The sequence below is a fragment of the Serratia bockelmannii genome (genome assembly GCF_008011855.1).
In the GTDB taxonomy this organism is placed as follows: domain Bacteria; phylum Pseudomonadota; class Gammaproteobacteria; order Enterobacterales; family Enterobacteriaceae; genus Serratia; species Serratia bockelmannii.
Genome location: NZ_VOUX01000001.1, coordinates 397,285 through 411,399 on the forward strand (window position 1 = coordinate 397,285; position 14,115 = coordinate 411,399).

The window sequence follows — 14,115 nt, forward strand, 5'->3', positions numbered from 1 at the left end:
GGGTCCTTATTAACGTAATTTTTGGCGCCAGGCGTTAAGTACGTCTGTGCGGGTAATCAGGCCGAGGAAGCGCTCGCCGTCGAGCACTACCGCGACGTGGCCATGGTTGAAGGTGGCCTGTAATTCGTCGTAGCCGGCTTCTTTTTGCAGCGTATGGACTTGCTTGGTCATCGCGCTGCCGGCCGGCAGGCTGAAGTGGGCGGCGTCGGCCTGGACGGCGTTCAGCAGATCCCACTCATCGATCAAACCGACCACCCGATCGCCTTCCAGCACCGGCAGCTGCGAGATGTCGTACAGCCGCATGCGGGCGTGCACGATCGCCAGCGTGTCGTCCGGCGCGGCAGAAACGGCCGCACCTTCGTCGTGGCGGTAGGCGATCAGATCGCGCAGATCGCCGTGCTGCGGCTTGCTCAGCAGGCCCTGTTCCAGCATCCAGTGGTCGTTATACATTTTAGACAGGTATTTGTTGCCGCTGTCGCAGACGAAGGTCACCACTCGCTTGGGTTCGGTCTGTGCGCGGCAGTAACGCAATGCGGCGGCCAGCAGGGTGCCGGTGGACGATCCCGCCAGCACGCCTTCCTTGCGCAGTAGATCGCGCGCGGTGGTGAAGGCCTCCGCGTCGCCGATGCGGTAAGCGTTGCGGACCTGGTCAAAGTCGCTGAGCGGTGGGACGAAGTCTTCGCCGATGCCCTCAACTAACCAACTGCCCGCTTCGCCGATGTGGCCGTTGTCGAGATAGTCCGCCAGGATAGAGCCGGCAGGGTCGGCCAGCACAAATTCCGTCTGCGGCGAAACGTCGGCGAAATAGCGGCTCAGCCCGCCCAGTGTGCCGCCGGAGCCGACGCCGACCACGATAGCGTCCACGTCGTGCTCCATCTGCCGCCACAGTTCGGGGGCGGTAGTGGTGGTATGGGCCGCCGGATTGGCCGGGTTGTTGAACTGATCGATATAAAAGGCGCCGGGGATCTCCCCGGCGAGGCGTTTGGCGTAATCCTGATAGTAAGCCGGATGCCCCTTGCCGACGTCCGAGCGGGTCAACAGCACTTCCACGCCCAGCGCGCGCAGGTGGAAGATCTTCTCGCGGCTCATCTTGTCCGGCACCACCAGCAGCAGCTTATAGCCTTTCAGCGCCGCCACCAGCGCCAATCCCAGACCGGTATTGCCGGCGGTGGCTTCGATGATGGTGCCGCCCGGCTGCAGCTTGCCGTCGCGCTCGGCCTGTTCGATCATCGACAGCGCCACGCGGTCTTTGATCGAACCGCCGGGGTTTTGGTTCTCCAGCTTGACGAACAGCCGGCACGGGCCGGTATCGAACTGGGTCAGTTCCAGCATCGGGGTATTGCCAATCATCTCGATGACGGAATGGGGGATCGCCATGACTCATCTCCAGGATTATTCGGTATAAAAGTCGTTGTGCGGATGATAGCGCTGAGGATAAGCGCTTTAAAAAGAACAAATAACGGTTCTATATGCCATTATGGAATATATTAATCTTTTTTGGACGTATGGAAGCGCAGATGTTTAGCGGTGCAGATGCTTGGCCGTGTAGCCGTGGGTGGGTGCAAAAATGCGCGTCTCGATGCTTTTTTGAACGATAAGCGGGGGGCTGCGTACAGTTATGTAAAAATGCTGAAAATTCACGCTAAACCCTGCAAAAATAAGATAAATCACATAAACTCACAGCAAGGGCATTTTCGGTGCGTTGTGTTACCCGCTATGGGCGCCGCAGGGGGTTGCGGCCGGCATGCGCGCACCGGGCCACTCTCGCTGGTTGGCTTAAAACGTGAACATGTTTGAAAGTTAACGCTATTTCAATGGTTTGAATGGACACTCTGGCGACGTCATGATGAAAAAAAACTTATCCACTTCCCTGAAAAAACTGACCTTCAGCGTAGGCATCCTGTTGCTGGCTGCCCCGGCCGTGCACGCGGCTGAGCCGCCGGCGCCGCCGCAGGTAGACGCCAAGGCCTACATTCTGATGGATTACAACAGCGGCAAGGTGCTGACCGAAGGCAATGCCGACACCCGTCTCGATCCCGCCAGCCTGACCAAGATCATGTCCAGCTACGTGATCGGCCAGGCGATCAAGGCCGGCAAGATCAAGCCGGAAGACATGGTCACCGTCGGCAAAGACGCCTGGGCGCCCGGTAACCCGGCGCTGCGCGGCTCTTCGCTGATGTTCATCAAGCCGGGCGATCAGGTGCCGGTGCTGGAACTGAATAAGGGCATCGTGATCCAGTCGGGTAACGATGCCAGCATCGCGCTGGCAGACTACGTGGCGGGCAGCCAGGATTCGTTCGTTGGCCTGATGAACAACTATGCCAAATCCCTGGGCCTGCAGAATACCCACTTCCTGACGGTGCACGGCCTGGATGCGGAAGGGCAGTACAGCACCGCGCGTGACATGGCGCTGTTGAGTCAGGCGCTGATCCGCGACGTGCCGGACGAATACGCGCTGCATAAAGAGAAAGAGTTCACCTTCAACAAGATCCGCCAGATTAACCGCAACCGTCTGCTGTGGAGCAGCAACCTGAACGTCGACGGTATCAAGACCGGTTACACCAGCGGCGCCGGCCACAACCTGGTGGCGTCCGCTACCGACGGACCGATGCGTCTGATCTCGGTGGTTTTAGGCGCGCCGAGCGATCGCGTGCGCTTTAGCGAAAGCGAAAAGCTGCTGACCTGGGGCTTCCGCTTCTATGAAACCGCGACGCCTATCAAGGCCGATAAACCGTTCGTCACCCAGAAAGTGTGGTTCGGCGACGTCAGCGAAGTGCCGCTTGGCGTGGCGAAAGACGCCTCGGTCACCATTCCGAAAGGGCAGATGAAAAACCTGAAGGCCAGCTACAAGCTGACCCAACCGACGCTGGAAGCGCCGCTGGCGAAAAACCAGGTGGTCGGCACCATCGATTTCCAGCTGGACGGCAAGACCATCGAGCAGCACCCGCTGGTGGTGATGCAAGAGGTGAAAGAGGGCAACTTCTTCAGCCGCATCTGGGATATGGTGATGATGAAGCTGAGCCAGTGGTTCGGCGGGATCTTCGGCTGAATAGCCTGATGTAAGGAGCGCCCCGGGCGCACCATCCTCGACCAAGCCGCAACGGAGACGTTGCGGCTTTTTTTCGCGAGTTTCTGCGGCGCGGTGATTAAAAGTAGTCCACCAGCATGGTGGCGCCGCTGGTGAAATCGCCTTCCGCCAGGGTGACGGCGCTGTTTTTTACCGGCACCGCATCAAGCGTCGGCGGATTGGCGTAGTCGATGTCCAGCGGCGTATTGATGGCGAAGGCCTTACCGTTGGCCAACAGCTTGATGCCCAATCCATTGACGCTGCTGGTTAACACGCTGCCGTCGAAGGCCGCCGCGCCGCCCATGATCTTCATTTTCAGCTGGCGGCTGTTATCCAGAAACTCGCATTTGATGCTGTAATCGATGCGTTGCATATAGCGGTTGCCGTCGATGCGCTTGATGCCGACCTTGCCGAAGTCGATATCGATGGTGCGCCCGTCGTTGATCACGCAAGGCGGAGGCGCCACTACGGTGGCGGTGATGTTGACTTTGGTGCCCTGATCGGCGGCCTGAGCGGCCGAGCTAATCAATTCCAGCGCCAACAGCAGGGCGCAGCCCGTTTTTATCGTCATGTTCATTCTGGCTCCCGTCTCAAGGTGCGCTGAAGATCAGCGTGGCCGAGCCCGACAGCGGACCGGTGGCGATGCTGGTGTAAGGGACATTGTTCTTCACCGGCACAAAGGTCACGGTATCGTTACCCAGACCGTTGACGATGCGTGTTCTGAAGGCATTGTTGGGTTTCACCACCGCGCCGTTATACACCATCGCCACGCCGACGTTAGGATTGGTGGTCTTGATAAAATCGCTGGAGAAGCCGCTGGCGTCGCTGACCATGCGGATCAGAATATCCTGCGTCGCACTCTGATCGTCGCACTGGTAGCTGAGCGCTTTGTCCTGTTTGATCTGGGCATCGCTGGCGCTTTGAGTCAGAAAGTCCTGGCGGATCTGACCAAAATCGACATTAATCTGCTGGCCGTTGTTAATGGTGCAACTGGTGGTGACGAAGTAGGCGTCGTTGTCGGCGATCAGGCGCCAGCGATAAACGCCGCACTGCGGACAACCCGGCTGATCGTTGGTCTGAATAAAGTTGATTTGGCCGATGACGTCGCCCTTGTTCACCTTGATGTCCGGCGTTGGGAAACGGTTCAACACGATATAGACCCGGATGGCGACAGACTGGGTCTGCAAGCCGGTGAGGCTGAGTACGCTGATGCCGGCAGGCACCGGGGAGTTATAGTCGCTGCCGTTGATGGTGGTACCGCTGCCGATGGCGCCAAAAATCGCACTGTTCATCGACAGCGCCGGACTGTCGGTTTTGAGATAGTCATACCAGCTCGCGACGTCGTTTTTACAGGTGACCTGGCTGACGTTGACGATTTCGTTTTTGCCATAAGAAAGCTGCGGCCCGATGCGAACCCGGACGTCAACCGGCGTGGTCGAGCCCCCGGGTGGAATCAGTCCGCCATCGGACGTGCGGCAGGTAAATGCGTTGGCGTTGCCAAGCAGCAGGAAGAAAGAGAGTGCCAGGCAGCAACGTAAAAATAGCAGGGCTGTTTTTCTCACGATAATATCCCGATATATATAAATGGTGTGCGGCGTTACTCCGCAATGAAATATTGCCAATCAGGCCGGCTGGCCCTATTTATTCCGTTAAAGGAGAGTGAGATGCATCTTTGTTGGGTATGCCGTTGTTATCACCGTTCAGCAACGCGGTGGGATACCACCTCAACGAGTTGTTGATGGAGCCGTCCGTCACAATCACTTCTTGTCGGGCGACAAGATCCAATAACAGCCGTCGAGCCCGGTAAACACCGACGTTGACGGCATTGGCCAGTTGCCGCGTCGAGAGCCACTGCTGCTGTGGTGGCGGCCCGGCGACGGGACATTGACGGGGCGATTGCGCGAATAATGTTTGCAGCAGATCGTGCTGCAATTGCCGTATTTCCTTTTGTTTCGGAGATAACGCTTCCATAGCACTTCCTCTGTATTCCGATTGCCGTATTCCTAAGAAAAAACAAACATTCGCCGCCTACCAACAACGAGGTAAAACGCGAACAAAGAAAATTCCTATCTATTTATCAGGATTGAAAAAAAGGCGTTGCCCGCCCCGTTTTTACCTATGTTCAGGCAGGGGGGGCGTCACGCAGAAACCTAAAATTTTGGTTTATTATATTCACAAAGCGCCACTTTGCGATCTGATTACTTGTGAATCTCGCAAAAACAGGATATTGCTCTATAAAAGTATTTTTTACGATCTATGAGCCTAAAAATAACAGTAAATTAACTTCAATTAGGAAATAAATTGCGAATGTTCGCCTTGATCAAAAAAAGCCTTTTTTTGCTGAGAGGCATTTGCCAGAATATTCATCGCCGAACAAGAAGGGCGGATTAGAAAGTATTGGCCCCTGCTCGTTGTGATTTCGTTTATTTTTATAGGGCAAATTCATTAATGGGCGGGCCGCTGCAGACTTGCCGTTATCGACTTTTTTATTGTCGGTGCCTTTGGGGTTTGGCAGTTAACCAACTAGCAAGATGCTAAAGAATTAGGGCTGCGCACATATAAGCGCGAGCAGGTTTCCTGTGGCTCTTTTTCTTGATTGGAATATGCATTTTTTCTTATAAGGAATATAGGTTCTATGAAACTTAACAAAATCATGATGGCTGCAGTGATTGCATTTGGCGCAAGTTCTTTTGCACAGGCAGCCGATCAGGGACACGGTAAGGTCACCTTCACGGGCTCTATTATTGATGCGCCATGCTCTATTGCGCCTGAGTCGATCGATCAGACCGTAGATCTGGGCCAGGTGTCCAACGTGGCGTTGAAAAACGGCGGCAAATCCAACCCGCGTCCGTTTGAAATCAAGCTGGAGCAGTGCGACATCACCACCCTGAAAACCGTTAAAACCACCTTTAGCGGCGTAGCATCGTCTACCGATAAGGATCTGCTGGGCATCGCGGGCACCGCCAGCGGCGCCGGCGTAGCTATCTCTTACAACGGCCAGCCGATCAAACTGGGTGAAGCGACTACCGCGCAGACTCTGAACACCGGCAACAACACCCTGCATTTCGCCGCCTACCTGCAGGGCGAAGGCGCTTCCGCCGCCATCGTTCCGGGCGACTTCACCGCCGTAGCCGATTTCACCCTGGCTTATCAGTAAGTGAGTCCGAAGGCTTAATCAACCAGGCATGGGGCTCGCCACATGCCTGGTGAATCTCCCTGTCAAAGGAATGTCGCGATGTTTTTACCAAGGAATCGAGCGGGTGCCGTTCTTTTGGCGTCGTTGGCGTTTGCGCCCGGCTATGCAACTTCCGCCGCGCAGGGGTGGGGCAAAGTCAACATGCACGGCGCCATTATCGACACCGCCTGCGCCATTGCCGCCGGCAGCCGCGATCAGACGATCGATATGGACACTCTTCCTCTCGGGCAGATCATTCGTGACGGCCAGGGGATGACCAAACCTTTCAGTATTGAATTGGTCAACTGCATTTTGGAACGGCCGGAAAACAAACCTGATTGGAAATTCTTTCAGGTCACGTTTGATGGTTATGCGGAAGGCGCTCTGTTTGGCGTACAGGGCGAGGCGCGCGGCGTCGCATTGAAGATAAAAGACAGCAACGGCACGCCGGTTATTCCAGGGAAACCCTTACCGATGGAAGGAATAATACCGGGAAATAGAGTGCTGAATTATTCCATGACGTTGATGCCGAATCATCAGCCGTTGAAGGCGGGAGCGTATTTTTCCACAGTGCGTTTTAAGCTGGATTATTTTTGATTTTTTCTCGTACTGACGGTTAATTCGTTATTGAAAGGACTTTTATTATGCTTTCACCGGCAGGGAAGTTATTTCGTCTTCAAGCTTTGGGGCTCTGTGTTGCCCTTTCTCTGGGAAATCCGATCGCGTTGGTCTATGCCGCCGACGTTATTCAATTCAATACTGACGTATTAGACATCAACGATCGTAAAAATATCGATCTGAGCCAATTTACGCGCAGCGGCTACATCATGCCGGGCGTTTATACCATGGTGGTGCACGTCAATAAGAACGACCTGCCGGAACAGCCGGTGACGTTTTTGGCACCTGAGAACGATCCTAAAGGCAGCGAAGCCTGTCTTTCGCCGGAATTGGTCAACCAACTGGGGCTGAAAGAAAAACTGTTAAGCACGCTGAACTGGACGCACGGCGGCCGTTGCCTTGACGCCTCGAGTCTGGCGGGGATGGAAGCCCGCGGCGATCTTGCCAGCTCCTCGTTGTATCTCAACATTCCTCAGGCCTATCTGGAATACAGCTCGGAAAACTGGGACCCGCCTTCGCGCTGGGATGACGGTATTCCTGGGCTGCTGTTTGACTATAACGTTAACGCCCAAACGCAAAAACACCAGAAAGGCGGCAGCAGTTACAGCCTGAGCGGCAACGGCACCGGCGGCGCCAACCTGGGCGCCTGGCGTCTGCGCGCCGACTGGCAGGCCAACCTCAACCATCAGACCGGTTCTTCTCAGCCTACCGATAAACAGTTCGACTGGAGCCGCTATTACGCCTACCGGGCGATCCCGGCGCTGCGCTCGCGGTTGACGATGGGTGAGGATTACCTGAACTCCGACATTTTCGACAGTCTGCGCTTTACCGGTGTCAGTCTGCGATCCGACGACAGCATGTTGCCGCCCAACCTGCGCGGCTATGCGCCGGAAGTGACCGGCGTGGCGAAAACCAACGCTAAGGTGGTGGTCAGCCAGCAAGGACGCGTGCTGTATGAAACGCAGGTGGCGGCGGGGCCGTTCCGCATTCAGGACATCAATGACGCCGTTTCCGGCGAGCTGGACGTGCGCGTCGAAGAGCAAGACGGCAGCGTGCAGGAGTTCAAGATGAACACCGCCAACATCCCTTATCTGACGCGCCCGGGTACAGTGCGTTACAAGCTGGCGACGGGCAAACCGTCGGAGTGGGGGCACCATCTGCGCGGGCCGATGTTTGGCACCGGCGAGTTCTCCTGGGGGATCAGCAACGGCTGGTCGTTGTACGGTGGGGGCATCGCCGGCGGCGATTATAACGCGCTGTCGCTGGGGATCGGGCGCGATCTGATGGCGCTGGGGGCGCTGTCGTTCGATGCCACGCAGTCGCGTGCGCGTTTGCCGCAGGATGGCACGCTGACCGGCGGTTCGTACCGGCTGAGCTATTCGAAGAAATTCGATGAATACGACAGCCAGGTCACCTTTGCCGGTTACCGCTTCTCCCAGGAAGATTTCATGAGCATGGGGAATTACCTCGATGCGCGTTACGAAGGGGGACGCAGCGGCAAGAGCAAGGAGATGTACACCATCACCTTCAACAAACAGTTCCGCGATCTGGGGCTCAGCACCTATCTCAACTACAGCCACCAAACCTACTGGGATCGGGCGCCGAACGATCGTTACAACCTGATGGTATCGCGCTACTTCGATATCGGCGATTTCAAGAACGTCAGCGTTTCGCTGTCGGCCTATCGCAACCGTTACAACGAGCGCAACGACGACGGGATGTACCTGTCGCTGTCGCTGCCCTGGGGCAGCGCCGGGACGCTCAGTTACAACATGACGCTCGATCGCGAAGAGAACGCCCATCGGGTCGGGTACTACAACCGGGTTGATGAACACAACAACTATCAGATCAGCGCAGGCGCCGCGCGCAGTGGGGCGACGGCCAGCGGGTATTACAGCCATCAGGGCGATATGGCGCAGATCAATGCCAACGCCAGCTACCAGGCCGGCCGGTACAGCGCCGTCGGCATCGGCGCGCAGGGCGGCCTGACGATGGCGGCGGAAGGAGCGGTGCTGCACCGCGTCAATACGCCGGGCGGCACGCGCTTGCTGCTCGATACCGAAGGCGTCGCCGGTGTACCGGTACGTGGCTATGGCAGTACGGTGCTGACCAACCGTTACGGCAAGGCGGTGGTGGCGGATGTGAACAGCTACTACCGCAATAAGGCCAGCATCGATCTCAACAGCCTAAGCGACAACGTCGAGGCGACGCGTTCGGTGGTGCAGGCCACGTTGACCGAGGGGGCTATCGGCTACCGCAAGTTTGAAGTGATTGCCGGCGAGAAGGCGATGGCGATCGTCAAGCTGGCGGACGGCAGCGAGCCGCCGTTCGGCGCCACGGTGCTGAATGCCCGTAAGCAGGAGACCGGCATCATCAATGACGGCGGCAGCGTTTACCTGTCCGGCCTCAACCCCGGCGAGCGCATGAGCGTGCACTGGAACGGCGCGGCGCAGTGTGAAATCCAGCTGCCGGCGCCGCTGCCGGCCGAAATGTTGATGAATACGCTGCTGCTGCCTTGCCGTCCTCTCACCGGTAACAAGCCGGCGGAGAACGCCAACTGACATACACCCGGCGGAGTGCGCTCCGCCGCTAAACCGCCGGGGCGGGCTCGCCCGCTTCCGGCCGACTGGAACCGTGAAGACATGATGAATCTGACTATGACCAGAAAGACCGTTTTCCTTGTGAGCCCGCTCGTCGCCGCGTTGACGATCGGCGCGGTCAGCCTGCCCGCTCATGCGGCCATTGCGCTGGATCGCACGCGTGTGATTTTCGACGGCGACCTGAAAACGGTCAGTCTCAACATCAGTAACCAGAACAAACAGTTGCCTTATCTGGCGCAGGGATGGATCGAAGACGATCGCGGCAACAAAATCCAAAACCCTTTTACCGTGCTGCCGCCGGTGCAGCGGGTGGAGCCGGGCAAACCGAGCCAGGTGAAGATCCAGTCGCTGCCGGCAGCACGTCAGCTGCCGCAGGACAGGGAGACGCTGTATTACTTCAATCTGCGCGAGATCCCGCCGCGCAGCAATAAGCCGAACACGCTGCAGATAGCGTTGCAGACGCGCATCAAAATGTTTTATCGCCCGGCGGCGCTCGCCCCGAAAAAGAACGCCGCACCGTGGCAGGAGCAGCTGACGCTGACCCGGCAGGGCGACAAGTACGTGGTGAACAACCCGACCCCTTATTACGTGACGATCGTTGAGGCGAGCGCCGGCAAGGGCGGGAAAGGGGCCGCCGGCTTTGAACCGTTGATGGTGGCGCCGAAGGCCAGCGCCCCGCTGAACGTCTCCGCCGCGAGCCTCGGTAGCGGCCCGTCGCTGGCGTACATCAACGATTACGGTGGTCGGCCGCAGTTGAACTTCCGCTGCGGCGGCAATGCCTGCCAGGTCGTACCGGTCGCCAAATGACGATCCGCGCGCAAGCAGGGAAGACAGAGTGAACACAGCGGAGTGAACGAATCATGCAACGAAAGATCCCCATGCTGTTGGGAAAGGCCTATGAACGTCATCAGCGACGCACTATCGGCCTGACGGTGTTGGCCGCGCTGATGGTACCGCTGACGGCAGGCACGATGCTGATGCTGATGCCGCCGGCCCGCGCGGTGGACAACTGGGACGTGGAGGGCGCGAATGGCACGCTCCACGTCTACGGCGCGTTAACGGAAAGCGCCTGCAGCCTGGAAATGACCACCGCCCGCCAGGAGGTATGGCTGGGGGAGACCGGAACGGCGCACTTCCAGCGTCCGGGCGATCGCGGCACGCCGGTCGCCTTCGAGCTGACGCTGAAAGACTGCCTGCGGGCGCCGGCGAGCAACCGCGACGCCTGGACCGGGGTTCTGGCCTGGAGCGGCAGCCAGCCTGCGGTGTCCGTCGCGTTTTCCGCGCCGACGGATGACGACGCGCCGGGTCTGGTCAGGGTGGCCGGCGTCACCGGATTGGGGTTGCAGTTGGCGGATGCCCGCGGCCTGCCGGTCCGCCTCGGCGCGCGCAACAAACCGATCTTGCTGACGCCGGGGCAAAACACCCTGACGTATACGATGACGCCGGTGCGCACCCCGGCGACGCTGAGCGCCGGCGCTTACCGCGCGGCGATCGATTTCCGTCTTTATTACGACTAATACGCCGCTTGCGCCTGGTAGGCGCAAGCATAACCAAAGGGAGTGGCGTCATGCGCGCGACAGAGACGAACCGGCGCCGAAGCGCGCTGCTGGGAGCCGGCATGGTAATGCTGGCCGGCATGATGGCGCAGCCGGCGGCTGCGGCGGAAAACATGCGCTTTCACGGTACGCTGGTGGCCGAGCCGTGTGTCATACAACCGGGGGATGAGGACATCCAACTGGATTTCGGCACCATCGTCGACAAATACCTGTACCTGAACACCCGCACCCACAGCCAAACCTTCGCGTTGCACCTGACTGAATGCGATCTCAGCCTGGGCAATACGGTGGCCATTACGTTTACCGGCACCGAGAACGCCAAACTGCCCGGCCTGTTGGCGCTGGATACCGGCAGCCTGGCCTCGGGGATCGGCATCGGGCTGGAGGACAGCACCGGCAAGGCGCTGCCGCTCAATCGCGCCAGCGATAAATTCCGCCTGAATGCCGGCAACACCACGCTCACGCTGCAGGCCTATGTGCAGGGGGAGCCGGAGGCCATCCAAACGAAGTCCATCGGCCGCGGCACCTTCAGCGCGGTGGCCACCTTTACGTTGGAATACGAATAAGCGTGTACAAGGACAAAAAACGCAATGATGATAAAGCCCCTCAATCGCGCCCTGCGCATGGGCCTGCTGTGCCTGTTGGCGTTGAGCGCCGCCGCCTGTCAAAACCAAAAGTCGGGCAAGCCCGCCGTGAACACCAAAAATCAGACTGTGCAAGCTCCGTCAGAAGAGGCTTTGCGCAAGCAGCGTGAGGCCGAGCAGCTGCAGCAGTGCCAGCAGCAACTGGGTGCATTGCGCACGATCGACGAGAAACAGTATCAGCGCTACAAACAGGCCTTCGACAGCCTGATGAGCGGTGCTTCGCAGTACGCCAACCTGCGCGCCAGGGTAAACGGCGACACGCAGGAGACGGTGGATGCGCTGTATCGCTACAAGGTCAACTATCTGTGCGCCGGGGTGAATCAGGCGGTGCTAACCGGGCTGGCGGATCGCGGGGAGCAGGTTAAATGAGGCTGCGCCTGCTGGGCTGTGCGGCTCTGCTGTTCACCGGCGTCGCGCAGGCGGACGACGGCGTGCCGGCGCTGCTGCAGTTTGCCGAGCAGTATCAACGGCAGAACACCGCGCCGAAGAGCGAAAACGCGGCGCCCGCCGACCGCGAGGCGGGGCAAAAAAAGCGTGAGCCGGCAAAGCGTCCGCCGGACACCCACCAGTCTGCTTCATCGGCCAAAGCTTTTACGCTGAGCCAGGAATTATTGACGCGTGACCAACAGCTGGCACGCCAGCGAATGGAACTGACGATGTTGCGCCAGGAACTTACTGCGCTGCGGGCGGAGAAAGCGGCGCCACCCGTCGCAGCGTTGCCGGACTCGTCGACGCTTCAACAGTGGATTGCCGGGCTGGGCGCTGCCTGGCGAGGTTCGCCCGACGCGCAGCGCACCGAGGCGCTGTTGCGTCAGGCGACGCAGGAAACCGCCAAAAGCAGAACGACGGCGGCGCAGGCCGAACGGCGCGTCACCGAACTTGAGTCTGCCGCGCAGGCATCGGCACAGACGCTTGCACAACGCCAACGCGAGCACCAGGAGGCGTTGCACGCTCTGCGCGCCGCGTTGGAAGAAAGCGAGCAGAAGCGGGCCGGTGAGCAGAAGGCGACTCAGCAGGCGCGCGAAGACCTGCTGGCGTTGCGTAAGCGGCTGCTATGGGAGATGACGCCGGAGCAGTTGAAGGATGAACGGAAACGGTTGTCCTATGCGGCGGGCAGTGCGCTGGGGCGGGATATTCAGGGGTTGATGACGGAGCGTCAAAGCTGGGGGGTACCGGTGGACCGCGACAGCCTGTTGGCGGGCGTTATCGACAGCGTGGCGGGGCGTTTGCAGCTGCCGCCGGATGAACTGAATACGCTGACGGCGCAGGCGGATGCCGCCGCCGTGGCCGCGCGTGAGAAACGCGTTAACCAGCAGCGGCGGCGCGATGACGATTACCTGACGCAGTTCAGTCAACAAAAGGGCGTAAAGCAGTCGGCGATGGGCTTCTGGTATCGGGTGGATTACGCCGGGGAGGGCGCGCTGGCGCCAACGGCGGTGGTCGATGTCGTGGTGAAAGAGAAGCTGACCGACGGCACGGTGATCCAGGATATGGATCTGAGCGGCAAGGTGCTGTCGCAACCGCTGTCCGAATATCCGCCGCTGTTCCGGGAGGCGATAGGTCATCTGCACAACCACGGCTCGTTGACGATGGTCGTGCCGCCGGCGCTGGCCTACGGTGAAACCGGCTACCCGCCGAAGGTGCCGCCCAACGCCACCATGGTTTATGAATTGCGCATCGACAACAGCCAGGCGCCGGCGAAGGGCGTCCAGGCGGTTAAACGGGAAGCCGACACGGCGGGAGAACAGGGATGAACACGATGATAAAAATCGCGCTATTTGATGAGAATCGATACTTCAGCGCCGGTTGGCAAGAGGCCCTGGCGCTGCATTTCAGCACTTACGGCAAGCGCACGCTGTTAGTGGATGCGCGGCAGGTTCACGAAGCCGATTTGGTGTTCTGCTATTTTCCTCCCGGCGTGCAAAGCTGTTTTTGTCACCTCTCTGAGGCGCAGCCCGCGGGGCGTAAAACGCTGTATTTCTCGTTGCGAACGCCGGAGGGACGGCATAAACGCACCGTCGGTAACCGCTGCTCGCTGGAGACTGGCGTCATCTACCACGATATGCCGTTGGTTTCGGCGCTGTATCAGGTGAGCGCCGAGCTGGAGCGGCGCAGCAAATGGCCGGGCAGACTGAGCTGTGGCAGGAGCTGCGTATGCCAACACCGGGGCCTGACGCTGCGCGAACAAGAGATCATGCGCTGCATGACGCGGGAGATGGGAGTCACGCAAATCGCCCGGATGCTGGACATTAGCGTGAAGACGGTCAGCAATCACAAGATGAGCGTCATGCGCAAAATGGGATTCCGGCGTAATGCCGAACTTTACGGCTGGCTGCGGCACAGCGCTCGTCCCGGGGCTGTGGGGCTTCGCGCGGGTATTCAGCCCGGCGTTGCGGCAGGAAAGGATCGCTATTGAAACGGCGCCGGCCAAGTCACACCGGCTGGCGCCTTAAGT

14 protein-coding genes are annotated in these 14,115 nt (G+C 59.0%); 10 read left to right on the forward strand and 4 right to left on the reverse strand.

From position 1 onward, the window contains the following. Positions 1 to 9: 9 nt before the first annotated feature. The gene (locus FOT55_RS01965; RefSeq protein WP_147823020.1) at positions 10 to 1,377 is read right to left on the reverse strand and encodes a pyridoxal-phosphate dependent enzyme; all 1,368 of its coding nucleotides are present in this window, start codon (positions 1,375 to 1,377) and stop codon (positions 10 to 12) included. Between the two features lie 466 nt (positions 1,378 to 1,843). On the opposite strand from FOT55_RS01965, the gene FOT55_RS01970 reads away from it, so the two are divergent. Continuing rightward, the gene (locus FOT55_RS01970; RefSeq protein WP_025302208.1) at positions 1,844 to 3,049 is read left to right on the forward strand and encodes a serine hydrolase; all 1,206 of its coding nucleotides are present in this window, start codon (positions 1,844 to 1,846) and stop codon (positions 3,047 to 3,049) included. A 97-nt stretch (positions 3,050 to 3,146) separates the two neighbouring features. Here the strand turns inward: FOT55_RS01970 and FOT55_RS01975 are convergent, their stop codons facing one another. The 3 genes from FOT55_RS01975 to FOT55_RS01985 form a co-directional block, all read right to left on the reverse strand. Continuing rightward, positions 3,147 to 3,638: a fimbrial protein gene (locus FOT55_RS01975; protein ID WP_225735588.1), complete on the reverse strand. Its 492-nt coding sequence runs from the start codon at positions 3,636 to 3,638 to the stop codon at positions 3,147 to 3,149. Between the two features lie 19 nt (positions 3,639 to 3,657). Beyond that, positions 3,658 to 4,476, reverse strand: coding sequence for a fimbrial protein (locus FOT55_RS01980; protein ID WP_038630232.1), 819 nt, complete (start codon positions 4,474 to 4,476; stop codon positions 3,658 to 3,660). A gap of 232 nt (positions 4,477 to 4,708) precedes the next feature. After that, positions 4,709 to 5,038 (reverse strand): hypothetical protein, encoded by a 330-nt coding sequence (locus FOT55_RS01985; protein ID WP_147823021.1) that lies wholly within the window; start codon positions 5,036 to 5,038, stop codon positions 4,709 to 4,711. A gap of 664 nt (positions 5,039 to 5,702) precedes the next feature. On the opposite strand from FOT55_RS01985, the gene FOT55_RS01990 reads away from it, so the two are divergent. From FOT55_RS01990 to FOT55_RS02030, 9 genes are all read left to right on the forward strand, one after another. Beyond that, positions 5,703 to 6,224, forward strand: coding sequence for a fimbrial protein (locus tag FOT55_RS01990; RefSeq protein ID WP_025302212.1), 522 nt, complete (start codon positions 5,703 to 5,705; stop codon positions 6,222 to 6,224). Positions 6,225 to 6,302: 78 nt separating this feature from the next. Then, positions 6,303 to 6,839 (forward strand): fimbrial protein, encoded by a 537-nt coding sequence (locus FOT55_RS01995; RefSeq protein WP_025302213.1) that lies wholly within the window; start codon positions 6,303 to 6,305, stop codon positions 6,837 to 6,839. A gap of 47 nt (positions 6,840 to 6,886) precedes the next feature. Continuing rightward, complete coding sequence (locus FOT55_RS02000; RefSeq protein ID WP_147823022.1) at positions 6,887 to 9,421, forward strand: outer membrane usher protein; 2,535 nt, start codon at positions 6,887 to 6,889, stop codon at positions 9,419 to 9,421. A gap of 96 nt (positions 9,422 to 9,517) precedes the next feature. Then, complete coding sequence (locus FOT55_RS02005; protein ID WP_235614437.1) at positions 9,518 to 10,267, forward strand: fimbria/pilus periplasmic chaperone; 750 nt, start codon at positions 9,518 to 9,520, stop codon at positions 10,265 to 10,267. 71 nt (positions 10,268 to 10,338) lie between these two features. Continuing rightward, complete coding sequence (locus FOT55_RS02010) at positions 10,339 to 10,977, forward strand: fimbrial protein (RefSeq protein WP_147823037.1); 639 nt, start codon at positions 10,339 to 10,341, stop codon at positions 10,975 to 10,977. Between the two features lie 50 nt (positions 10,978 to 11,027). Continuing rightward, positions 11,028 to 11,582: a fimbrial protein gene (locus tag FOT55_RS02015; RefSeq protein ID WP_049205924.1), complete on the forward strand. Its 555-nt coding sequence runs from the start codon at positions 11,028 to 11,030 to the stop codon at positions 11,580 to 11,582. A gap of 24 nt (positions 11,583 to 11,606) precedes the next feature. After that, positions 11,607 to 12,029 (forward strand): hypothetical protein, encoded by a 423-nt coding sequence (locus FOT55_RS02020; protein WP_147823023.1) that lies wholly within the window; start codon positions 11,607 to 11,609, stop codon positions 12,027 to 12,029. Beyond that, positions 12,026 to 13,414 (forward strand): FKBP-type peptidyl-prolyl cis-trans isomerase N-terminal domain-containing protein, encoded by a 1,389-nt coding sequence (locus FOT55_RS02025; protein ID WP_147823024.1) that lies wholly within the window; start codon positions 12,026 to 12,028, stop codon positions 13,412 to 13,414. Before FOT55_RS02020 ends, FOT55_RS02025 begins: the two co-directional genes overlap by 4 nt. Further along, positions 13,411 to 14,076 (forward strand): response regulator transcription factor, encoded by a 666-nt coding sequence (locus tag FOT55_RS02030; protein WP_049205929.1) that lies wholly within the window; start codon positions 13,411 to 13,413, stop codon positions 14,074 to 14,076. The genes FOT55_RS02025 and FOT55_RS02030 overlap by 4 nt, the downstream gene beginning before the upstream one ends. The last annotated feature ends 39 nt before the right edge of the window (positions 14,077 to 14,115 follow it).